General features: G+C 32.0%; 25 protein-coding genes. 11 read left to right on the top strand and 14 right to left on the bottom strand.

Annotated elements, in window-relative coordinates:
* The first annotated feature begins 239 nt into the window (after window positions 1-239).
* The 4 genes from ACSBO6_RS10465 to ACSBO6_RS10450 are packed head-to-tail and all read left to right on the top strand — an operon-like array spanning window position 240 to window position 3,788.
* The gene (locus ACSBO6_RS10465) at window positions 240-818 is read left to right on the top strand and encodes a biotin transporter BioY (RefSeq protein WP_098845904.1); all 579 of its coding nucleotides are present in this window, start codon (window positions 240-242) and stop codon (window positions 816-818) included.
* Between the two features lie 51 nt (window positions 819-869).
* On the top strand, window positions 870-2,336 hold the full coding sequence (locus ACSBO6_RS10460; RefSeq protein ID WP_498843312.1) for an AMP-binding protein: 1,467 nt from the start codon (window positions 870-872) through the stop codon (window positions 2,334-2,336).
* Window positions 2,332-3,432 (top strand): acetyl-CoA C-acyltransferase, encoded by a 1,101-nt coding sequence (locus ACSBO6_RS10455; RefSeq protein ID WP_098845902.1) that lies wholly within the window; start codon window positions 2,332-2,334, stop codon window positions 3,430-3,432. Before ACSBO6_RS10460 ends, ACSBO6_RS10455 begins: the two co-directional genes overlap by 5 nt.
* A 47-nt stretch (window positions 3,433-3,479) precedes the next feature.
* Window positions 3,480-3,788 (top strand): CHY zinc finger protein, encoded by a 309-nt coding sequence (locus ACSBO6_RS10450; protein ID WP_498843311.1) that lies wholly within the window; start codon window positions 3,480-3,482, stop codon window positions 3,786-3,788.
* A gap of 112 nt (window positions 3,789-3,900) precedes the next feature.
* Here the strand turns inward: ACSBO6_RS10450 and ACSBO6_RS10445 are convergent, their stop codons facing one another.
* The 4 genes from ACSBO6_RS10445 to ACSBO6_RS10430 form a co-directional block, all read right to left on the bottom strand.
* Window positions 3,901-4,518 carry a LysE family translocator gene (locus tag ACSBO6_RS10445; RefSeq protein WP_498843310.1) on the bottom strand — a complete coding sequence of 206 codons (618 nt, stop codon included), beginning with the start codon at window positions 4,516-4,518 and terminating at the stop codon, window positions 3,901-3,903.
* A 129-nt stretch (window positions 4,519-4,647) separates the two neighbouring features.
* Window positions 4,648-7,260, bottom strand: a complete 2,613-nt coding sequence (gene ppsA / locus ACSBO6_RS10440; RefSeq protein WP_098845899.1) for a phosphoenolpyruvate synthase — start codon at window positions 7,258-7,260, stop codon at window positions 4,648-4,650.
* A 181-nt stretch (window positions 7,261-7,441) separates the two neighbouring features.
* Window positions 7,442-9,280, bottom strand: a complete 1,839-nt coding sequence (locus tag ACSBO6_RS10435; protein WP_286138301.1) for an ABC transporter ATP-binding protein — start codon at window positions 9,278-9,280, stop codon at window positions 7,442-7,444.
* Window positions 9,281-9,295: 15 nt separating this feature from the next.
* Window positions 9,296-9,754, bottom strand: a complete 459-nt coding sequence (locus tag ACSBO6_RS10430; protein WP_180232905.1) for a MarR family winged helix-turn-helix transcriptional regulator — start codon at window positions 9,752-9,754, stop codon at window positions 9,296-9,298.
* A 266-nt stretch (window positions 9,755-10,020) separates the two neighbouring features.
* Here ACSBO6_RS10430 and ACSBO6_RS10425 point away from each other — a divergent pair, with 266 nt between their 5' ends.
* Window positions 10,021-10,155 (top strand): hypothetical protein, encoded by a 135-nt coding sequence (locus ACSBO6_RS10425; protein ID WP_286138300.1) that lies wholly within the window; start codon window positions 10,021-10,023, stop codon window positions 10,153-10,155.
* A 134-nt stretch (window positions 10,156-10,289) separates the two neighbouring features.
* On the opposite strand, the gene ACSBO6_RS10420 is transcribed toward ACSBO6_RS10425, so the two are convergent.
* Window positions 10,290-10,667: a DUF1259 domain-containing protein gene (locus tag ACSBO6_RS10420; RefSeq protein WP_098845897.1), complete on the bottom strand. Its 378-nt coding sequence runs from the start codon at window positions 10,665-10,667 to the stop codon at window positions 10,290-10,292.
* A gap of 264 nt (window positions 10,668-10,931) precedes the next feature.
* On the opposite strand from ACSBO6_RS10420, the gene ACSBO6_RS10415 reads away from it, so the two are divergent.
* From ACSBO6_RS10415 to ACSBO6_RS10405, 3 genes are all read left to right on the top strand, one after another.
* On the top strand, window positions 10,932-11,132 hold the full coding sequence (locus ACSBO6_RS10415; RefSeq protein ID WP_098845896.1) for a cold-shock protein: 201 nt from the start codon (window positions 10,932-10,934) through the stop codon (window positions 11,130-11,132).
* A gap of 532 nt (window positions 11,133-11,664) precedes the next feature.
* A complete protein-coding gene (locus tag ACSBO6_RS10410) occupies window positions 11,665-12,096 on the top strand; it encodes a helix-turn-helix domain-containing protein (protein ID WP_498844635.1) in 432 nt (143 codons plus the stop codon).
* 4 nt (window positions 12,097-12,100) lie between these two features.
* On the top strand, window positions 12,101-12,850 hold the full coding sequence (locus ACSBO6_RS10405; RefSeq protein WP_098845894.1) for a hypothetical protein: 750 nt from the start codon (window positions 12,101-12,103) through the stop codon (window positions 12,848-12,850).
* Window positions 12,851-13,076: 226 nt separating this feature from the next.
* Here the strand turns inward: ACSBO6_RS10405 and ACSBO6_RS10400 are convergent, their stop codons facing one another.
* The gene (locus tag ACSBO6_RS10400; RefSeq protein ID WP_098845893.1) at window positions 13,077-13,556 is read right to left on the bottom strand and encodes a PaaI family thioesterase; all 480 of its coding nucleotides are present in this window, start codon (window positions 13,554-13,556) and stop codon (window positions 13,077-13,079) included.
* Window positions 13,557-13,814: 258 nt separating this feature from the next.
* Window positions 13,815-13,994: a hypothetical protein gene (locus ACSBO6_RS10395; RefSeq protein WP_498844634.1), complete on the bottom strand. Its 180-nt coding sequence runs from the start codon at window positions 13,992-13,994 to the stop codon at window positions 13,815-13,817.
* Between the two features lie 359 nt (window positions 13,995-14,353).
* Here ACSBO6_RS10395 and ACSBO6_RS10390 point away from each other — a divergent pair, with 359 nt between their 5' ends.
* Both ACSBO6_RS10390 and ACSBO6_RS10385 read left to right on the top strand, forming a co-directional pair.
* Window positions 14,354-14,560, top strand: a complete 207-nt coding sequence (locus tag ACSBO6_RS10390; protein WP_498844633.1) for a helix-turn-helix transcriptional regulator — start codon at window positions 14,354-14,356, stop codon at window positions 14,558-14,560.
* Window positions 14,557-14,988 (top strand): hypothetical protein, encoded by a 432-nt coding sequence (locus ACSBO6_RS10385; protein WP_098845891.1) that lies wholly within the window; start codon window positions 14,557-14,559, stop codon window positions 14,986-14,988. The genes ACSBO6_RS10390 and ACSBO6_RS10385 overlap by 4 nt, the downstream gene beginning before the upstream one ends.
* Before the next feature lie 159 nt (window positions 14,989-15,147).
* Here the strand turns inward: ACSBO6_RS10385 and ltaE are convergent, their stop codons facing one another.
* Together ltaE and ACSBO6_RS10375 are read right to left on the bottom strand one after the other, a co-directional pair.
* Window positions 15,148-16,170: a low-specificity L-threonine aldolase gene (gene ltaE, locus ACSBO6_RS10380; protein WP_098845890.1), complete on the bottom strand. Its 1,023-nt coding sequence runs from the start codon at window positions 16,168-16,170 to the stop codon at window positions 15,148-15,150.
* A gap of 113 nt (window positions 16,171-16,283) precedes the next feature.
* Window positions 16,284-17,285: a helix-turn-helix domain-containing protein gene (locus ACSBO6_RS10375; RefSeq protein WP_098846116.1), complete on the bottom strand. Its 1,002-nt coding sequence runs from the start codon at window positions 17,283-17,285 to the stop codon at window positions 16,284-16,286.
* Between the two features lie 285 nt (window positions 17,286-17,570).
* On the opposite strand from ACSBO6_RS10375, the gene ACSBO6_RS10370 reads away from it, so the two are divergent.
* Complete coding sequence (locus ACSBO6_RS10370; protein ID WP_098845889.1) at window positions 17,571-18,725, top strand: tyrosine-type recombinase/integrase; 1,155 nt, start codon at window positions 17,571-17,573, stop codon at window positions 18,723-18,725.
* A gap of 118 nt (window positions 18,726-18,843) precedes the next feature.
* Here the strand turns inward: ACSBO6_RS10370 and ACSBO6_RS10365 are convergent, their stop codons facing one another.
* From ACSBO6_RS10365 to norA, 5 genes are all read right to left on the bottom strand, one after another.
* Window positions 18,844-19,113 (bottom strand): hypothetical protein, encoded by a 270-nt coding sequence (locus ACSBO6_RS10365; protein ID WP_498844632.1) that lies wholly within the window; start codon window positions 19,111-19,113, stop codon window positions 18,844-18,846.
* 3 nt (window positions 19,114-19,116) lie between these two features.
* A complete protein-coding gene (locus tag ACSBO6_RS10360; protein ID WP_098845887.1) occupies window positions 19,117-19,503 on the bottom strand; it encodes a hypothetical protein in 387 nt (128 codons plus the stop codon).
* Window positions 19,503-19,874, bottom strand: coding sequence for a DUF2089 domain-containing protein (locus ACSBO6_RS10355; RefSeq protein WP_098845886.1), 372 nt, complete (start codon window positions 19,872-19,874; stop codon window positions 19,503-19,505). The genes ACSBO6_RS10360 and ACSBO6_RS10355 overlap by 1 nt, the downstream gene beginning before the upstream one ends.
* 319 nt (window positions 19,875-20,193) lie before the next feature.
* The gene (locus tag ACSBO6_RS10350) at window positions 20,194-21,042 is read right to left on the bottom strand and encodes a MerR family transcriptional regulator (RefSeq protein ID WP_098847288.1); all 849 of its coding nucleotides are present in this window, start codon (window positions 21,040-21,042) and stop codon (window positions 20,194-20,196) included.
* Window positions 21,043-21,123: 81 nt separating this feature from the next.
* Window positions 21,124-22,287 (bottom strand): multidrug efflux MFS transporter NorA, encoded by a 1,164-nt coding sequence (gene norA, locus ACSBO6_RS10345; protein WP_098847290.1) that lies wholly within the window; start codon window positions 22,285-22,287, stop codon window positions 21,124-21,126.
* Window positions 22,288-22,326: the final 39 nt, after the last annotated feature.

Here is a 22,326-nt window from a genome sequence, read left to right as displayed (position 1 = left end):
CTTCCAAGGCATAATAATTCTTTTAAATTTGAAATCAGTCTATTTTCCTCTCCTCAAGACGTTTATTAAATTAAAACTTGTCGACGATTATTACGAATTACTCCTAATTTCGATCATTTCTTTTAGTTTTCTATTTTAATATAGTATATGTTAACTAAAAAAAATAATTAGTTGACATATAATTGAAGTTTCATTAATATGAGTATAGTTATCAGAAAATTGTTATTAGGAGAATTAGAATGAAAATCAAAGAAATTACATTTGTAGCAATGTTTGCAGCAGTTATGGCTGTTCTTGGACAAGTCCCTCCGATTATGTTATCCTTTACACCGGTTCCTATTACATTACAAACTCTTGGCGTTCTTCTTACTGGTGGTGTTTTAGGTGCTAGATTAGGTGCATTAAGCCAAACGATCTTTTTATTATTAGTTGCAGTTGGCATGCCACTTTTATCTGGTGGACGTGGTGGTTTTAGTGTATTTGCTGGACCGAGTGTTGGTTATTTAATTTCATGGCCTATTACGGCTTTTGTAATTGGGTATTTATTATCACGCTTTAAAACATTAAAATTAAAACATGTCTTATGGATTAACTTGACTGTTGGAATTCTATTAATCTATTTAATCGGTATCCCAATTCAAGCTTTTATGATGCAAATTCCAGTTCTAACAGCGGTTAAATTAAGTTTAGTGTATATTCCAGGAGATGTATTAAAAGCGATTCTTGCTTCAATTTTAGTTTTCAAACTAAGACAGCAAACTGTGTTTTCAAGCACTTTGGCAAAAAATTATTCAAATCAATCAACAGAAAATATGTAAAATCTGATGAGACACTCTTGTTGTGTCTCTTTTTTATAGAGGTGATTGTAAATGGCAAATATTACAGAAACTTATCAGAAAAACGCTAGATTGACACCTGATAAAATTGCGATCCATACGAGTAATCAACAAATCAGTTACAAAAAATGGAATGAGTTAATTAATCAAACGGCTAATTGGCTACAATCTTATCAATCAAATTCGAAAACAATTGGTATTCTTTTACCGAATGGTATATCGTTTTTGCAGATGTTTGCAGGAGCTTCAAAAGCAGGATGGATCGCTGTACCTTATGATATGAAATGGAATCTAGCGGATTTGGAAAAAAGGGTTAAACTCTCGAATCCTTCTATCATTGTTACAACAAAAGAAATGTATAAAAAGATTCATAAGATTCATCCATATGTAAAGGTATTAGATGATATTTTACTAGAAATTGATAAATTCGATTCTTTATCTTCATTAGAAATTACTGAGAACCTACCTTTCTATGTCGGATTTACTTCTGGTACAACCGGGAGCCCGAAAGCATTTATTCGTTCTCAAAATTCATGGGTTGCTAGCTTTGATTGCAATCGCTATGACTTTGGTTTAGATGAAACGGATCAAATCCTTATACCTGGAGCTTTAATCCATTCTCATTTTCTATATGGTGCGATTAGTACATTATATTTAGGAGGAACCGTTATCCTTTTAGAAAAGTTTTCTCCTTTAAACTTACTATCACGAATCAATACTTTGCCTATTACGACAGTTTATGTTGTTCCGACAATGATTGAAGCATTATTAAAAGAAGGTATTCAAGTTCATCATGCGATAAAAATACTTTCGTCCGGTGCAAAGTGGACTGAAAAATCCAAAATTGAATTTCGTCATTTGTTTCCTGCAATGACGATCTACGAATTTTTTGGAGCTAGTGAACTTAGTTTCATTACTGTTTTGTCTGATCAAGATGGTGTACATAAGGCAAAAACGGTCGGAAAACCATGTTATGGTGTGGAGTTACAAATTCGTCGACCAGATCAAGAGTTAGCTAAGCCGAATGAAACTGGAAAAATATATGTAAAAAGCAACTATTTAATAAATGGGTATTTTGAAGAAAATGAAAGAACCATTCACCCAATTCATGATGATGATGGTTGGGCTACTGTTCATGATATGGGCTTTATTGATGAAGCCGGTTTTTTAACAATTAACGGACGAGAAAAAAACATGATTCTATACGGAGGTATTAGTATTTTTCCCGAAGAAATCGAAAAGGTGATCGCTCTTCATCCTGATGTAGAAGAAGTTGCAGTCGTAGGTCTTTCAAATCCGTATTGGGGTCAAATTGTTGCGGCAGTGATCAAAGGAAAATCGAATTCGTTTGAGTTAAAAAGATTTTGTAAAACACATTTATCAGCTTATAAAATACCTCGTAAATGGTTTTTTCAAAATGAAATGCCGTATACGACTAGTGGAAAAATAGCACGCGCAGAGTTAATTAAACAAATCGAAATGCAGGTGACGAACAATTAAAAGAGCTGTCATTGTTAATGCGAAACGAACACCTATTGGAAAAAAAGGTGGAATATTACGAGATTTTCAACCACATGAGCTTGCTGCCCCATTGCTAAAAGCTTTGGCAAGTGGGTTAGAAGACAAAATTCAAGACATCATTTTAGGCAATGTTGTAGGACCAGGTGGAAATATCGCTCGAGTTTCTGCATTAGAAGCGGATCTTCCCCTTTCAGTTCCAGGGATTACAATTGATCGTCAATGTAGTGCAGGATTAGAAGCGATCCGAATGGCTTGTTACTTCATTCAAGGCGGTGCTGGAAATTGCTATCTTGCTGGAGGAGTTGAAAGTACTAGTACCTCCCCATTTCCTGCTAGAGCGAGATTTGCACCGGACAAAATTGGTGATCCAGATATGGGAATTGCTGCAGAAAATGTAGCAAAAAAATACGATATCACAAAAGAAGCGCAAGATCAGTATGCATTATTAAGTTATACACGAAGCTTTGAATCTCATCAAAATGGATATTTCAATGAAGAAATTATTCCAGTCGGTGATGTCGATCAAGATGAAGTGTTTTTCAAAAAAAGGAAAATGGAAGAACTTTTAAAAAGAGCAAAACCTGTATTTAAAAAGAACGGTACAGTCACTGCTGCAAATAGTTGTGGAATTCATGACGGGGCCTCCGCTGTTTTAATCATGGAGGAAAATGAAGCGATAAAAAACGGTTTAAAACCGGTTTTACGCTTTGTAGACAGTCAGGTTTCGGGTGTTCATCCTAATTATCCAGGTGCGGCTCCGATCCCTGCAATTCAAGATTTATTAAGTAGAAACAAATTAACAGTAGCAGATATTGAACTATATGAAATAAACGAAGCTTTTTCTTCTAAAGTACTAGCCTGTTCGAAGGAACTTTCTATCCCTACCTCTAAGTTAAACAGTTGTGGTGGTGCACTAACGATTGGTCATCCATATGGGGCTTCTGGGAGCATCATGGTGACGAGACTTTTTTATGAAGTACAAAGAAGAAAAAACTTACAATCAAATTATGTAGTCGCTGCTATTGGAAGTGGTGGTGGAATCGGATTAGCTGTCTTATTCGAAGTCGTAAAATAAGGTTAAAAAGTCAGAAAGTAGTAAGTAGTATAACGAGGGGTGTACATATGAAAGTAATTGGTTCAATTGATCTACATACACGTTGTAAACATTACCATACAGAAAGAGATATCATTGCCATTAAATTTAAATGCTGTGATACATATTATGGATGTTATTATTGCCATGAGGAAAGTACGAATCATGAACCAAAAGTCTGGAGCAAAGATGAATGGCAAACAAAAGCAATTCTTTGTGGCAACTGTCATGAGGAATTAACAATTCAAGAATATCAGACTTGTAACTACAAATGTCCTAAATGTGAATCTGATTTTAATCCAGGATGCAAAAATCATTATCATTTGTATTTTGAGTAAATAGTTTTTATAATCGTTTTCTATTTAATGATCATATATAAAAAACAGGATCCCCTAAAAAGTTTATAATTTGGGGACATCCTGTTTTTTATTATTAAATCGTATTAAACGATTATGATTGTGTTTGAAAAGCAACTCTTAAACCTAACCCAATATACACAATCCCAATCGCTTTTCCCATCCATTTTGATCCTTTTGTTTTTTTGCTAAAGATTTTTTTCTTGATTACACTTGATAAAAGCACTAGTAAAGTTGTATACAAAATACTAAGTAATACAAATGTCAGACCAAGCGTTAAAAGTTGGACGATTACTGAGTTCCCATTATGTTGTACAAATTGTGGTAAAAGTGCTAAGAAAAATAATGCAGTTTTAGGGTTTAATACCTCGATCAGAACTGCTTGACGAAAGGAGAGTTTACTATTTATTTCTTTTTGTTCAGTTGATTTTTTACTGTTTTTCGATTTTTTTATGATGGCAGTGATTCCTAAATAAAATAAATAAGCTGCTCCTAAATATTTAACGATTTCAAATGCTAAAGAAGAAGTCATTAAAATTGCCGATAATCCAAATACAGATGCGCATGTATGAATTAAATCACCGACAGCAATCCCAACGCCTGTTAAAATGCCATTCCATTTCCCACCTTTCATTGTTTGGGATAATGTTAAAAGTACTGCGGGTCCTGGTATTAAAAATAATGTTAATACGACTAATATAAATGAAAGCATGATGATGGTCTCCTCTCTATCTGTTATTTTTTAGAATATTATACAACATTAATTGGCTAAAATTGTCATTTATTTCAATAAAAATAAGCCGCTTTCCAAATTAGGAAAACGGCATTTGCATTTCAACAATTATAGTATTTCAATATACCCTTCTGTTCCATGAACACGTATTTTTTGCCCGTCTTTTATCAGTTTAGTCGCATTCTCTACTCCAACAACTGCTGGTAAACCATATTCTCTTGCGATGACCGCGCCGTGTGTCATCAGTCCACCAACTTCAGTGACCAGTCCTTTTATTGCTACAAATAATGGTGTCCAACTTGGGTCGGTAAATGAGGTGACTAAAATGTCACCCTCTTCTAAGTTTGCATCTTCCATATTTATAATAACACGCGCTCTTCCTTCGATTACACCCGAAGAAACAGCTAAACCTACAATAGCTTCATGAGGAAGATTTTCCCGTTTGTATTCACCTACAATGATTTCACCATCGGATGTGATCACTCGTGGAGGTGTTAGTTTCGTAAATAATTCGTACTCTTCTTTTCTTTTCTTAATGATTTGGTCATCTAGTTTTTTTGTACGAATGACTTCGTGTAATTCCTCAAAAGTAAGATAAAAAATATCTTCAACTTCAGAAATGACATTCGATTTAACTAGTTGTTCAGCTTCTTTCATTAAAGCTAGCTTATACACAAAATAGCGACTAACCATTCCATATTTCGGATATTCACGATATCCAATGAAATTTCTGATTAGACTAATTACTTCCTTTATTTCTTCTGCTTTTTGTTTGCCATCCGGTAATTGCAACAAGCGTTCTACAAGTTCTTGTTCTTTTTGCATCGCTTTTTGTAGCCCTTGCTCAAATTTCTGTTTACTTGCATGCGGCTCAAAGTTTTTAATATTACTAAGAATCATAGGGACGAGTATAGACGGTTTTTCGCTCCATCTTGTTCTAGTAAGATCAATTTCTCCAGTACATCGCATGCCATATTTTCTTAAATAATCATCGATTGCGTCTTTCGTTTCCTGTCCGCCTTCAAATGTAAGCAATTCATCTATAAAGTCATCATCTTGTACATGCTGTAAATAATCGATTACTTCTGGATAAGGACGAATTACATCCGCTACATCCATTAGTGCCAAACCCATTTCTGAAGTAATATTATTTGGGACAGATTGTGTAAGAGTATCTCCTACATTCTTTTCATCTAACCAGTCGTTTATTTTTTCATTGATCCATTCTGTCGCGTTCATAGCAGACATAAAAACTGCCGAACTTCGTGGGTCAAATAGTAACTCTCGTAATTTCTGTAAATCTTCTAAAATAAAATCCATTAAATCCGTTCCTGATTTTGTTTGTATGTTTTGTTTTAACACTTCGATTGATGTTTCGTTTTTCTTAATTAAATCAGTAACAATTTTTGGATCGTTTTCGATGAGTGCTTTAAAACTCGACGAAGATTGTTCTTGAACATTTCGATTAGGAGTTGTTTCCTTATTCTCAACGGATGATTCGATAAAATCTTCTCGTGCTACAACCTTTAATAAAGCGTCTTTTAAGAGCGGATCAGATTTTCCTATAGCTTCTATAAACATTTTTCTTCGATCAGGTGAAGCAAGATTTTGTGAGATATCGACAAATAATCTACCACCTGCTTCACGCATCGGTGCCCTAGTCGTTAGCATCCAAAACGATAATCCCAATGGTTTAATAGGATCAGTCATCATTTGTTGATGTCCTACAGATAGATAGACGTGTTTTTCTTGGTCATCCACTTTAGGAATTGGATATAAAGTTGTGATTGGACGACTTTGGACAATATAAAATGTATCGTCTATTAAACACCACTCAATATCTTGTGGACAATGGAAATAATTTTCTATTTGTCTACCAATTTGTGCTAGTTGTAAAATTTGTTGTTCTGTAAGTGTTTGAGTGTTTTGTTTTTGAGGATCAATCTGTTGTGACGCTGTTCCGCCTTCTTTCCGACCATAAATTGCCATTTTTTTTGTAGCGATTCTCTTATCAATGATTTCATTATCTTGTACCTTATAACAATCGGCCGATACTAAACCAGAAACTAACGCTTCTCCAAGTCCAAAACTTGCATCGATTGATAGCACTTTTCGATTGGAAGTAATAGGATCAGCAGTAAATAATATCCCTGAAGCCTGCGGAAAAACCATTTTTTGAATGATAACGGATAAATAAACTTGACTATGGTCAAAATTATTTTGCATTCGATAAATAACTGCACGATCTGTAAATAACGAAGCCCAACATTTACTAATATGTTGTAGGATATTTTCCTTCCCAATAATATTTAAATAAGTGTCTTGTTGGCCAGCAAAAGAGGCATGTGGCAAATCTTCAGCGGTTGCACTAGAACGCACAGCGTATGCATATTCTTCGCCGAATTTGGAGAGATAATTTGAAACGACATTCACAACATCGGTAGGGATTGGTACTTCCAAAATAATGTCTCGAATCTTCCTACTAATCTCACTAATTTGATTTCGGTCTTTTACATTTAGCTTTGCTAATTGACCCAACAAAGTTTGGTAAGATTCGTTTTGTTCAATAGCTTTTTGGAACCCCACTGTTGTAATACAAAATCCTTCTGGTACTTTTATCGTTGGAATTTTTGATAATTCACCTAAATTTAATCCTTTTCCTCCAACAAGTAAAAGTTGTGTTTTATCAATCTCCTGGAAATCGAGAACTAAAGAATTCATTCCACATCTCTCCTTACCTTTATTGTCTATTGATTTTATCAGTACAAAATAAGAAGATAAAGTCTACAATGACCATTTTTTTTATGGTATAATTAAAGTAGGAAGAGTACGTCAAAAATTGGTTAATGAATTTACACATACATAATGAAAAAAAGCACAGATTAAATTCTGTGCTTTTTCTTTATTCAATTGATGCGATTGCTTTTCTACCAAATTGTTTATTGTATAATTCTTTATATAATCCATTTTTCATTAACAACTCTTCATTTTTGCCTTCTTCAACGATTTGCCCATCCTTTAACACAATGATATGATCGGCAGCCATAATCGTTGAAAGTCGGTGTGCGATCACTATGGACGTTTTATTTTTTAATAATCCTTGTATTGCACTTTGAATATAAAATTCAGATAAGGTATCTAACGAGGAAGTTGCTTCATCAAGAATAATAATTTCAGGGTTTTTCAATAATACACGAGCGATTGAAATTCTTTGTTTTTCGCCTCCTGAAAGCTTGATTCCTCGATTTCCAACAATTGTTTCATAACCTTTTGGTAAGCCCATTATGAAATCGTGAATATATGCTGCCTTACAAGCATTCATAATTTCTTCATCTGATGCATCCGGGCTTGCATATAATAAGTTTTCTTTAATCGTTCCATTAAATAAATAGCTATCCTGTGTAACAAGTCCAATATGAGACCGTAATGATTCTAGCGTGAATTCTCTAATATCACGACCGCCAATTTTGATTGAGCCTGATGTCAAATCATACAAACGAGGAATTAAATTAGTGATTGTTGTTTTACCAGCACCACTCGGACCAACTAATGCAGTCATCGTACCAGATGGAGCAATAAAAGAAATATTTCGCAATGCTGTTTTATCCTTCTGGTATGAAAATGATACATCGCTAAATTCAATATCTAAATGAGTAACATTCATTTCGGTAGCATCATCACGATCTTTAATCGTTAATTTCATATCGAAATATTCAAAAATACGTTCAAATAAAGCGATTGAACTTGTAATATTTACATAAAGATTGGTTAATTGTCCAACTGGTCCGTATAAACGACCAAGTAATGCAACAAAGCTAATAATCGCTCCAATTGTAATCTGATCGTGAATATATAAATATCCACCATATAAATAAATGAGCATTGGGCCGATGCTAGTAAAGGTTGATAGAATCATCATAAACCAGCGCCCTGCCATCGATTCCTTTATTTTAAGATTAGTAGCCTGTACATTAATGTCATCAAAATTTTTAAATTCCCTTTGTTCCTTTGTAAAAAGCTTCATTAATAAATAACCACTAATATTTAATGTTTCTTGTATAATATGATTTTGCTCACTTGTCTTTTCCTGTGTTTGTTTTGAAATACTCCAACGAACATTACCCATTTTACGCGTCGGTAGAATAAATAATGGTACAATGATTAACCCTAATATCCCAAGCCTCCAATTCACTATTAACAGTGTGGTAGCAGTTGAAATTAAGATGAATAGATTATTAGCGAAATTCACTATTGTATTATCAAATACAGCTTTAACACCTGAAATATCACTCGTCATTCGAGTAATTACTTCACCTTGCTTTACATTAGAAAAAAATTGGAGTGGCATTTGTTGTAAATGAAGATACATTTGGTTTCTCATATCGTAAATAATTTTTTGAGAAACATATGCATTTAAATAATTTTGATACACACCTAATAACCCTGAAATAATCGTCGTACTAAGTGAGGCAAGTACGAGATAGATTAAAAGACTTAAATCTTTGTTTGGTAATGCAGTATCAACAATATGTTGAATGATGATCGGCGGTAAAATGCCTAGTACTGAAGTAATTAATAATATAAGCACGACAAGTAAAGTTTGTTTCCAATACGGAATAAAATATTTTCCAATTCTAAGTAATATTGCCTTTGTAATATTTGGTTTTTGTGCGTTTTCATCAAATTTCATCCGCCCAAAACCATGGGGACCCATTGGAGGTCCACCACCCCATCCTGACATAATGATACGTCCTCCTTATTTCGAACAATTCGTTTGTTCATTTAATAAATCAGTTAAAATTTTTTTTTGCATGTCTATAAGTATAGTAAGCTCATCCTGTGAAAATTGTTCCAGTGAATTTGCTAAACTTTTATATGCTTCTGATTCTTCACGATACCGTTGACATAAAGCTTCCCCATCAGGTGTTAAAAATAATTGTGTTTCTCGGCGATCAATAGTTGATGTTTCTCTTTTTACATAATTTTTCTTCTCCAACTCATCAATACTAAGACTTACTCTGCTTTTAGCAGTACTAATTCGTTCAGTTAATTCTTTTTGTGATAGACCTTCATTATTTCGAATTGAATTTAGAATTATTAACTGCTGGAAGGTTATCCCAAGTTTTGTTGCGGTTTGTAAGTTTATTCTTTTAAGCTGACGCGCAATAGAAACAAACGAATTTGTTAAATCGATTGCATTTTGAAAATCTGGCATCATCTCACTCCTTACATTAGTTTATTTTATAAACTGTTTACATTGTAAACTAATAATAAAACTTTTTTGTTGAATTGTACAATTAAAAATTATTAATAAAAAAGACAAAAGAGTATATCCTACTGCATTTCTTAAATTTTGAAGTGTATTCGAACCTAATTTGTGAAATATTTAGGTGTTTAAATCGTTAGAATAACTGGAGGTAAATTTAGAATGGCGGATAATAATCTAGTATTTGGGCCAGTTCGAAATCCTTCTTTACCTCATTGGATTCAATAATTGAAGTTGAAAATGAGGAAAAATTCCCAAAACTGATCGAAGAAGATCCAGCAAAGATCGCTGGAATCATGACTACGGAATATCATCCAATGCTTGCAGTACTACCTAAACATACTTCATAAAGTAGTTTTTGAAAAAAGAAAACTAATTAAAAAAAGCAATCGGAACAGTGGTTTGTCCAATTGCTCTTTCGATTGCAATAATTTGTTTTTTTACTTTATATAATTTTAATCACTTTTGTTTCAAGTAAGTATCTTTAAAATAAACCTGCTTCCTTTGCCGCTTCAAAACTAACTTTTGTAAATTCAGCTGGATCTAAATTAACATTTTCCCAATGCATATACATCAATCTTGGTTTATCAAACAGCCAATGGTTATGAACTGCAGTCACTGTAATTCCCCTTTTACGTAAAGCAGTCATTAGTGGGTTAATTTCTTTCTGGCGGACAACTGATTCACCAAGGTTTAAACCATTATCCTCAAAAGATAGCATAAATGGAAGTGCTAATGGAGAACGAGTCCTACGACCTAAAATAGTTGCATTAATATCACGAAGACGCATAATTACACATACAGGTGTAGCTTGAACAACTACTCCTCCAATCATATCGGCAAGTTTTTGACAAGTTGACATATTGATCACTCTCTTCATACTTTTTAATTTTACTCAGTATCATATGAAGAAAATATAGGGCTGGTGTCTATCTAATCATTTATTACTCATTGTTGATCGCATCTATTTTCTAAGGAAAACGATAAAATTTGAAGAAAATCCTTTAATTTCCAATTAAATAAGTGGAAAGTCCTATTTTTTTCGTATGACAATTTGATTATCTTCCTTTAAATTGTTATAGTAATAACATTAAATGTGTTTAAACACATAAGGAGGCAATAAAATATGGAACATGGTAAAGTAAAATGGTTCAATGCAGAAAAAGGTTTTGGATTCATCGAGCGTGAAAATGGTGATGATGTATTTGTTCACTTTTCAGCAATTCAGTCTGAAGGATTTAAATCATTAGACGAAGGTCAAGCAGTTACTTTTGATGTAGAACAAGGACAACGCGGACCACAAGCAACTAACGTTCAAAAAGCATAATATAAAAAAAGTCGGATTCTATTTCTAGAAGCTGACTTTTTTTATTTTACAAAATAAAAACCCCTATTCATTTAAGAATAGGGGGAAGTGCAAACGTGGAGCTCGGGTAAAGAAATGGTTTAACGTATTATAGCCTATAAAAAATGAATATACAAATTTCTACTAAAAGAAAAGTGTGTACTACAAATGGTTAACACATCAGAGTAACCTTACTTAAAAAGATTTAGATGATCAATCAATCCATTTGATTACTTTTTTTCAAATGGTCTGCATCAGTGAATTCCTTCATTTCACCAACTTCACATACGGATTTTTCTTTGTTCATAAATGAATACTAAACATCTTCAATTTAAGGATCAAAGGAGAAAGCTTCGTTAATGCCGCATATGGAAACTCTTCTTTTTCAACATTTAACCTTACAATTTTACGTCCATATCAGTAATTTATAGAATTCGTTTCCTTTGGTAAACAACAAATGTTTACTAAAGGAAACGAATGTGATACATTGGTTATACAAAAATGAGGTGATGCAATGAAATATAAAGTGAACAATATCGGAGCATTCATTAAAGAAAATAGATTGAAGAAAGACATTAAGTTGAGAACACTTTCAGGTTATCTAGACATAACTCCAGGATATTTATCGAAAATAGAAAACGGTTCTTCAAAACCTTCTTCCGAACTTCTAAAGAAATTAACAGATATCCTTGAATTTCAATTATCAGATGTTATCGAACTTCCAAGTGAGTCTAGCAATCAACTTTTTGAAGGAAATATATCCATCGACGATTTATTTACCGCACCACTAATCTCAATAGATGGGAAAAAACTAACAAAATTAGAACAGTTTCAAATGCTTAATATCATTAAAACAATACACCGTATTAAACGGTATCCTGAAATTGATGATTTAGAGCAAATGCAAATCTTATTAAAACAAATTCTAGAATTTAAGGAGTCATGATGTGATGAATAAATTAATACAAGATACTTCCATATTTTTTGATTCTCTAATAGAAAAAAATGAGGGTTCAAAAGAAAAAGTTGTAACTTTTGATATAAGGGCTACGAAAGCCCTTGTATCTCCTGAAGTCGCTTTTGATACCGTTTTTCACCTTTCTCCTCAATATAAAGAGTTAGGACCAATATTCGAATTTATCAATCGACAATTAACACATTATATCCGTTTCTGTAGCGTAGAAAATTCATTTGCATCAACAATTGCTCGTCGTTTAAATGAAGAGAACATGATTTCTATTAATGAGGAGTTTTGTTCGTTGTCATTTACATTCGAAGACCAAGGGGACATGATTGATGTTGAGTTCACCTTACATAAAGAATATAAATCTCTTGAAAGGTATTTGCTTCAACTAAGTACCTTTTTCAGTAATTATTTAACAGAAGGTTTAAACAATTACGTTCTATTCAAAGATGAGGAATTATCTGTTGAAACGTATGAAATTGTCTATGATTTTGAACGTAGAAAAAACCATTATGATCAATTTGAAACAAAAGAAGGCCATCTATATGGTCCATCCAATTTATATGAAGCAATTAAAGAAAGTCACGGAATGAACTGGGTAGATATACACCGATATTTCCACCTCTTATCTTATGTCATACTTGATGATACAAAACACGATACAGGATTTGTTATGGAAGTGAAAACAAACTTCTTGTTGTTTGAAAGAATAGTGGCAAATGAATATGCTATATGAATTTCAAATAAAGTGTTTTGGGGAAAAGTAAACAGATTCCTATGTTAATAGAGAAATTATCACTAAACTAATAAAAGAACCTTAATGATTAAGGTTCTTTTCGTTCCTATACTTGATATAGTTCGGTATACTTCATATACTGTAGTACCAATAACAGTAACCCGATTGGTTTTGATACTATCATTAATAAAGCATGTGATTATTACTAAGAACTTGTTTAAGTGTTTTATTTTAAAAATGTACTAGGCATGACAACAAGAACTACCTCTCCACGTGCACAAAGAAGATCATTTGCGTATAATTCTGTATGAACCTTCCATTTTTTAGGATGGATTTCTTCAACAGTACCAACCGCTTTTAGTGGAACATCTTGTGGAGTAGGTTTAAGATATTCCACATTTAGGGCAGCGGTTACAAATCTAGGGGGTACTGAGCCATCTCCTATTTCGTTTCCATTTTTACGGTGTAAAGCAAGTGATGCAGAACCTGTCCCATGACAATCAATTAACGAAGCGATTAGTCCACCATAAATAAAACCCGGAATTCCCATGTACTTTGATTCCGGTGTAAAGATCGTAACAGTTTTATCACCTTGCCAACCAGTTCGAAGATGATGACCGTCTTTATTTAATCGACCACACCCATAACACCAAGCGAAATCATCGGGATAGATATCTTGTATTGCTTTTTCAATTACTTCTTCCATTTTTTCATCCTCCATAATAAATTTTAGTATGTATTCCCATTACTAACTTTTTCTCTGAAATATGTAAAAACTCCTCTAAAATTTAAAACTAATAAATGCGATTATTCTATAAAACGAATGCACTTTACTTACTTTAGAAAAAATCTATTTAGCATTTAGTGAAAATAATGTTTTATTAAAGAAATTTCCATAGCAGACTCCTAAAATTATTTTCTACTACATATAAAATTTATGAATAGTTTTAGTTGAACAGTAAATTTAACCTACATTTATTTTCTTCTGTTCTTTTCCAACAAAGTAAATAGCGCATGTTAAAAATATAAATCCTATTCCCGCACCGAAAATCATCGAAAACTCAAAAACATTTTTAAGTGCTAAGCCACCTGTAATTGATGCATTAAATAAAAGTAGACATAGTACAATGTATTTATTTTTCATAGTGAGCCCCCTAAAAAATTAAATACTCCCCTAATAAATTTTACCATATATTGGAATTTAGATCACTGTTTTTAAAACTTCTTATCTAATGAATAAAGATTTCCATTTAATAGTCCTCAAAAATAATAAAGAGCAATTGTTCCTCTTTGGCCTTTCTAATCCACAACAGTTTCCTGATAATTCCGTTATTATTTACTACACTTTTATAGTAGATGAATATTTTTCAAGTATACAATTAACTAACTATCGGTGGAATATAAGAACTCTCCTCAAATGGAAAGCGCGCTTGACATTAATTTTGTTGCAAGATAAACTCACTTTATGGAAAGTAAACTTTCCATAACTAAGGGGGGGAAACGTTGCTAAATCGTTTAGAAGAAATCCGTAAACAACGTGGAATCAAGCAAGAGGAATTAGCATCAGCTCTTGAAGTGTCAAGACAAACGATCGGTTCACTAGAAAACGGGCGTTATAACCCATCTATTCTCTTAGCATTCAAGATTGCTCGTTTTTTTGGTATGAGTATCGAAGAAATTTTTATTTATGAGGAGGATGAAAGTATATGAAAAAAAATAATTCGATTTATTATCTGGCCGTAGTAGCCTTAGTACTACTAATAAGCGGTATATACTTCATCAAAACAATTGGAAATCCACAAGGTTTGTTACGAGTGTTGCCTTATATTTGTGTTGGGCTTGGCTGTAGTATTTTTGGTCATAGTATGGGAGAAATATTGAACCGTTTAGTCATGAAGAAAAATCCTGTCGCAGCAAAGCAACTAGAGATTGACAAAAAAGATGAGCGTAATTTGGCAATCGCTAATCAAGCAAAGGCAAAAGCATATGACATGATGGTTATTTTATTTGGAGCCTTAATTTTTGCATTTTCCTTGATGGGTGTAGATATAATAATGTTGTTACTATTAGTAATTGCATATATGTTTTTCCTTGGATATAACAGTTATTACCGTTTAAAGTATTTTAAAGAGATGTAATATTATTTATGTAATTCTTTAGGAACAATCCCAAGGTTGCTTCTTTTTCAAACCATTTTTGTGAACCTCAGTTTATATGGAGGACAAATTTGACCATTAACGCAAATAGACCCCAAAAAAAAGAGGAAAATTCCTCTTTTTTTTAATCTTACCCAAAATTTATATTGTTTTCATCACATCAATTACTTTATCAATATCATTTTTCGTAATCCAGTAATGTGTAGCAAATCGCATCATGCCATCTTCATCAGGCGCAAAAATGATAATTCCGTTCTCTTTAAAAATTTGTTCAATTTCTTCAGGACTTCTTCTCATATCTGTTATATGGAAGAATACTAAATTGATATGAAGTTGAGACGTATTAACATGAATTCCTGGGATTTCCCTTAATCTATTAGCTAAATATTGAGCATTTTCATGATCTTCATGTAATCGTTTTGTCATTTTTTCTAATGCAATTATACCAGCGGCTGCTAAAAATCCAGATTGTCTCCACCCTCCACCTAATAATTTACGTTTCTTTTTCGCTTTTTCAATAAATTCTTTACTACCCGCAAGTATTGAACCTACTGGTGCACAAAGTCCTTTTGATAAACAAAACATCACGCTGTCACTATATTGAGATAATTCTTTAACATCCGTTTTTAAATAAGTAGCCGCGTTAAATATTCTTGCACCATCTAAATGTACAGGTATATTTGCATCCTTTGCTATACTATATACTTGTTTCATATAATCGATATGAACGACAGATCCATTTGAATAGGCATTTTCTAAACAAATCAATGAAGTTTCAGGATAATGGATATCATCAGGTCGGATCGAATGTCTAATTCGATTAAGATCCATCTTGCCGTGAGTTGTCTGTAATGTTCTTAAGTGAACTCCGGCAATCACTGAAGCAGCTCCAACTTCATGTTCGAATATATGACAATCCTCCCCAAGAATAACTTCACTACCACGATTACAATGTGTAAACAATGCAAGTTGGTTACCAAATGTTCCACTTGGTACAAATAAAGCAGCTTCTTTCCCAATCATGGAAGCAGCTAGAAATTCTAATTTTTGTACAGTTGGATCATCCCCATAAACATCATCACCGACTTCGGCTAAAAACATGGCTTGTCTCATTTCATCTGTTGGATTTGTTACAGTGTCACTTCTTAAATCGATAAACTTCATTTTCATTCCCCTTTTTACTATTTTCAGAATTATCAAAACTAGTTTAATAGACGCATCGAGATTTGAATTCTAAGACAAGTACCCATCTCATTGTCGGAAATTGTAGGATAATTTTAGTCATTAAAAGAGTTGTTTTTTTCAAATTCTTTTAATCCAATAAGCAAAAGCTTCTCAGTAATATCCTCAATTCCGGTATGATGATTTAGTGCAATTTGTTTAATCTTTTCTTTTATTGAATCTTTCACAAAAATAGTTAGTTGTTCTTGATTACTCGTAAACACTATAAAACCTGGTCTAGTAGAAAGCTTACCATCAGTTAAACAGTTTTGTAAAATTTCAAAATCTTGTTCAATTTGGGCATCAGGATATGGTAGTTTAATTGGTTTTATTTCTACCTTAATTGAGTTGCCCTTTATATAAAGATTCATATTTTGATGTCCAATGTGTTTATAAAATGAATCGATAATACCAAAAATCGGAGCATTAATTGACTGAGGTATTGGAAATTGAAAAGAAATCATACCTCTTTTCGTACTATGACTGGCTTTTTTCATTTCATAAGCTTTTCTAAAACCACGGCTTGTAAGTTCTTCTTTATTTAAAAGTTCACCCATATTTGTTTTTGCTACGATTTCATTGGTTTCATTAAGCTCGATAATTCGAGCTTTTTCATTCGAGTTTACTATTTCATAAAGTCCAAATAAGTAAAATTCTAAGTCTTTTGTAAAAAAAGATTTTTTTCTTGATGAATTTGAGAATTTTAGATTTTCAATTTCTTCTTCTGGAATAAATACAGTTAGTCTACCTTTAAAATTTACTTTACTTGCGCGGATTTTTCCTTTTTTTATATATTGATGGATTGTTGCTTTTGATACTCCTAATAATTTAGCTGTTTCAAGTACAGTTAGTCCGACTGGTTTTACAGTTTGAGATTTTAACTGATTAAGATCATCTAGGTAAAACCTCATTGTTCCATCGATTTGCCAATCCTCATAAACAAGATTAAGTTTCCCAGTCTTAACATAATTGTAAATCGTTTGTTTTGATACACCTAACAGTTCTACAGCCTCATTTGTTGTCACAATCTCTTTCGTTTTTTGATCTTGTTCTAACATTTAAATTCTTCCTTTTTCATTGTTTTGTAGACTTATTATATCATAAATATTTCCAACAAATTATTAGAAAGTAATTAACTACATAAAAATAAATTCATTTATTTATAAATAATGAATTATACGACATTTGTTTAAGATAGAATAATGGTGTATTTTTCTACCTAATTCAATTTTTATAAATTAGAATTTATAAAAAACAGATAGATATTATTTAACTGAAAAAAGTATACGCATTTATACTATAAATACTTTGATTTATGTATAATAGTTTATGAGGTGAGTAATATGTTAGTAAAACCAAATCTAATTATTGCAAATTCAATCCATTTACCAACTAAAAATCTTCATGAATCCAATATTATTGAGTATTTAATAGATGAAACATATTTTCCGATCCTTCTACAAACAAAGTTTGAAAATGAAAAAAATCACCGGATGATCTATGAAGGGTTTTCTGATTTAGATATGATTTATTATTTTGTCCATCAAAGAAAAGATATTCAAAAATCGAAACAACGAAAAGATAGTACAAAGATGGAATACATAAGGGAATTAATGCAGTTTTTTCGATACTTGATGAAGAGTGAGGAATTTTTGCGTCAGGATGTAGAATCTTATATAGAAACTTCTTTTTTCAAAAATTTAAAACAAAGACATATCGATTCATATCAACAATGGCTGACTACTTATGAGTACGGGTCAAACAAGCAACAATATCGTGTTACAACTCTTTCAAGAAAACTTGTCATACTAAAAAGCTTTTTTAAGTTTTTATTTGATAGTCATTATGTACAAATACCTTTATATACTCGAATATTAAATGCGAAAATTACAAAAGATGATTTACCAAATCGCGATTTAGAAGAAAATGAAGTTAAAGCATTATTGAATTTTTATAGTGGAAATATTTTAAAGACAACATTAATTAAGTTATTAGCTACAACTGGTATGCGTATTCGAGAACTTGCTGAGGCAAATTGGGGTAAAGTTACTAAGGATTCAAACGGTTATTGGCTTGAAATTGTTGGAAAAGGAAATAAAAAACGAGAAGTTAAATTATTAAATCATGTATTTGTAGATTTATGTAAACTAAGGAGTCGACGTGGTTTATCAAATCAAATTTCTAAAACCGATTCAACTCCATTTTTTCCAAATAAACTGAATAAACATTATTCGTTTAAATATTTATCAAATTTTGTCATTAAAATGATAAAAGATTCTGAGTTACCTTTTGTAATAGATCATAATCGAACGAACAATATTAGTCCTCACTTCTTCCGACATCATTATGCTTGTCGTTCAATTGAAAAAGGTGCAAGCATTTATCAAGTTAGTAGAAGTTTAGGGCATGAAAGTATTCAAACGACTGAACTTTATTTAGCAAAAATGATGAATCGAACGCAAAATGCAAGTAATGTTTGGGATGATGAAGATTATTAATCGGAAAAAACCCCACTTTTTTAAATGGGGTTTTTTACAAGTAGTTTACATAATATTATTATAAACTACTTATTTAAACAATTTGTGAAATATAATTAAATGTTTAATAGAATGAATTTTATAGCTTTACTACTACCTCTGTTCCATCTTTTAATTTCGTATCAACAAGAATTAGTCCCTTGTTATTAGAAAGACCGTGAAGTAAAGGCTTCAAATCTTTTCGATCTATTTCAGGGAAATTGAATTTGTTGCCATTTTTGTTAATGGCTTTATTAATTAAACGATTAAGCCATTTAGATGAGATGATCAAACTAGCTAAATTTAAAACGGCATAAGGTACAGGAATGGAAAATCGTTTTCCTTCTATTTTCACTTTGACCTTTAACATAATCTACTCAATCACAACAAAAACTTTATCGCCGTTTGATGAAGTGATGTCAACGATTTGTCCGACCATTTCGTTTTCGATTGCCTCAATTAACAGATCAACGTTAATATCTTTTATATATTTTTCAGCTTCTGGTATTTTTTCAGCAATATTTGTACCTACTTTTAAAACTGCCTTCACGAGATTAATTGGCAAATTAACATTAACATTATCTCCTACTTCAGAGTTGACACGAATCTTTAATATTTTATTTCCATATGGTTCTTTTTTTAGTGTTATACGTTCTGGCTGATTTTTATCTTGTAAAATATTAATTAATTCACTTGCTTTATCCTTATCAATCTTTCCTTCTTCCATAAGCGTTAAGATTCTTGAAATCTCGTCTTTCATTAAAAGTCCCCCTCTTTTAATAATTGAATGGCTTTTTCGGCTGTAATTTCGCCTTTTTCCAATAAAGTAACAATTTTCGATTTATCTATTTCTGGTTTCTTCTGAGTGGAATATCCTAGGGTAGAGATTATTTCATCTAATTTTCCCCTGACGGTCGGATAAGAAATTCCTAGTTCCTTTTCAACCTCTTTGATATTTCCGCGGCATTTAAGAAAGATCTCAATAAAATGGAGTTGTTCTTGCCCTAAAGCCGCTAATTTTGATACCTCAAATTCATTTTCAATCGTTGTCTGACAATGCTTACAATGAAGCTTAGTAATTTTAAGTGACTTGCTGCATACAGGACAATTAGTGAGTAAAGGATACGACATACTATTCTCCTTTCTTATATTTAATCTTATCATACACTAAAAATTCATTTTTTCAAACACTAATTTAAAATTATTTATAAAAATTAATAAAAATATTAAAATGTTAAACTTAAATATTAATAAAATTGATTCGATGAACTAGAAAATTTAATTTTTATATAAATCCCCCTTCTTTTATTCAATAAATTAATTTTTATATTAAATAATTTTATTGTTGGACCATAAAAATAAAAAAAGACTCTTTAAAGAGTCTGTTTAAAAATCATTATGATTGCTCGCTCTTTTATTTATGAGCTATTAAGGATACTATTTTTTCTAATTATTCTGTTTCATCATCGACCAATACTCTCATTTCAATCAAAAATTCTTCTTTTTGATTCGGCGAATAATTATTATGTATTATTGACTCATAGATATCACTTTTAACTGTTAGTTGATGTTTGTCTATATAGTGAATAAGTCTTTGTAAGTTTTTAAAATAATCATCAGTTGATACACTCTTATAAGTTATACAGATGTATTTTCCTTCGGGGATGGTTGATACCTCGGTACCTGGTAATAGCAAAGTAGTTTGTTTTTTTGTTAATACGGGTGTAAATAAATATTGATAGGTAACTTCATTAATATGGGTATAAGACTTATATGGCACAATTGCACCATACCCATTGTTCCTAAAACCTTCTGTCGATGCAGCAAATTTTTTCAATTTACTGTATGAAGCGTTTAAAATATTTTTCGGGTCAATCCCAATAGCCTTTGTTTGAATGATTTGCATTTCTTCTTCATACGAAAAAAACACTTCACCAAATAGAGGGTAATCCTTTTGCTTTTGCAATCCTTTTTTTGCATTCGCGATAATTTTTTCAATTTCGATTAATGAATCAATCTTTTCTCTTACAATCTTTTCTTGTTCTGTTAAAAAGGCGAAAAATTCATCCCTTTTTAACGTTTGTACTTCTTTCATTTCTTCTAACGGTGTCCCAATATATTTCAATGATTTAATTAAATCGAGAAGATGAATTTGTGAGTCTTTATAATACCTGTAATTCGTATCTGGATCGACATACGCTGGTTTAAATAAATTGATTTTATCATAATATCGGAGTGCTTTTATCGAAATATTTACTAATTTAGAGACTTCACCTATTGTATATAGTTTTTCCTTCACTTAATTCACCTCCACATTCTTATTTTATCAAAAGCAGCATATTCTTTATTCGAAAATAAAGAATACGCTTTTTTATATTAATTATGCTGTTCGATAGACTGGCATTTTCCAAGCGATTGTTAAACCAACGCCACTCGCTAATAAGACTGTTGCAAAATAAAATGGATAGTTTAAGTCTATATCAAATAAGATTCCACCTATTATAGGTCCGATTACATTTCCAAAACTAGTAAACATCGAATTCATTCCGCCTACAAAGCCCTGTTCATTACCAGCAATTTTAGATAAATAAGTAGTCACAGCTGGACGCATTAAATCAAAACCTAAAAATACTGTAATTGTTACAAGTAAAATCGTAAAGTATGAGCTTACAATTGTCATTAAGAACACTAGTATTGTAGAAAGAATTAAACTATATCGGATAAGTCGAATTTCACCCATCCATTTTGTTAATCGATCAAATAATACTACTTGAGCAATCGCACCAACAATCCCTCCGCCAGTAATCATGATTGCTATGTCTTTTGGTGCAAAATCAAATTTATGATTTGTGAACAGTGAAAACAATGATTCGAAAGCAGACAAACCAAATTGTGAAATGAATATTACCATAAACGAGATAAAATACATCGGTGCAAAAATACGTTTGAATCCTGGTTTTTGTCCTTTTTCTTCAATATTTTCTTGATATCGTTCTGGCTCTGGAAGGAGTGTAATTGATAATATCCATGCGAATATCGCCAATCCTGCTGCAAAGAAAAACGGGATACGTGGACCATACTCTGCTAAAAATCCTCCAATTCCTGGTCCTACAATAAAACCTGTTGAAATGGCAGCTGACATATAGCCAAGTGCTTTTGCTCTCGTATCGACTGTTGTAACATCTGCGATAAATGCTGTTACAGCTGGCATTATGAATGCCGCACTTATGCCACCTAGCATACGTGAAATAAAAAGAACCTCTATCGTTTTACCCATTCCGAATAAAAACTCTGAGATACTAAAGATTATTAAACCGATTAGTATCATATTTTTACGACCGAACTGGTCTACCCAGCGACCTGCAATTGGTGAAAAAAATAATTGGGTAATAGCAAATGCAGCTACCATATAGCCGACAATTGTACCAGATATATTTAGCTCATTCATAATTGAAGGTGTTACTGGAATCACTAAACCGATTCCTAAAAATATAATAAACAAATTAATTAATACTAAAGTTAACATGATGTTTTGTTTTTTCATTTTAACTCAACTCCTTTTAAAACTCTACAAAACATAATG

The organism is Bacillus sp. AL-1R (genome assembly GCF_052180195.1).
Taxonomy (GTDB): Bacteria; Bacillota; Bacilli; order Bacillales; family Bacillaceae_G; genus Gottfriedia.
This window is presented reverse-complemented; position numbering and strand designations above follow the sequence as displayed.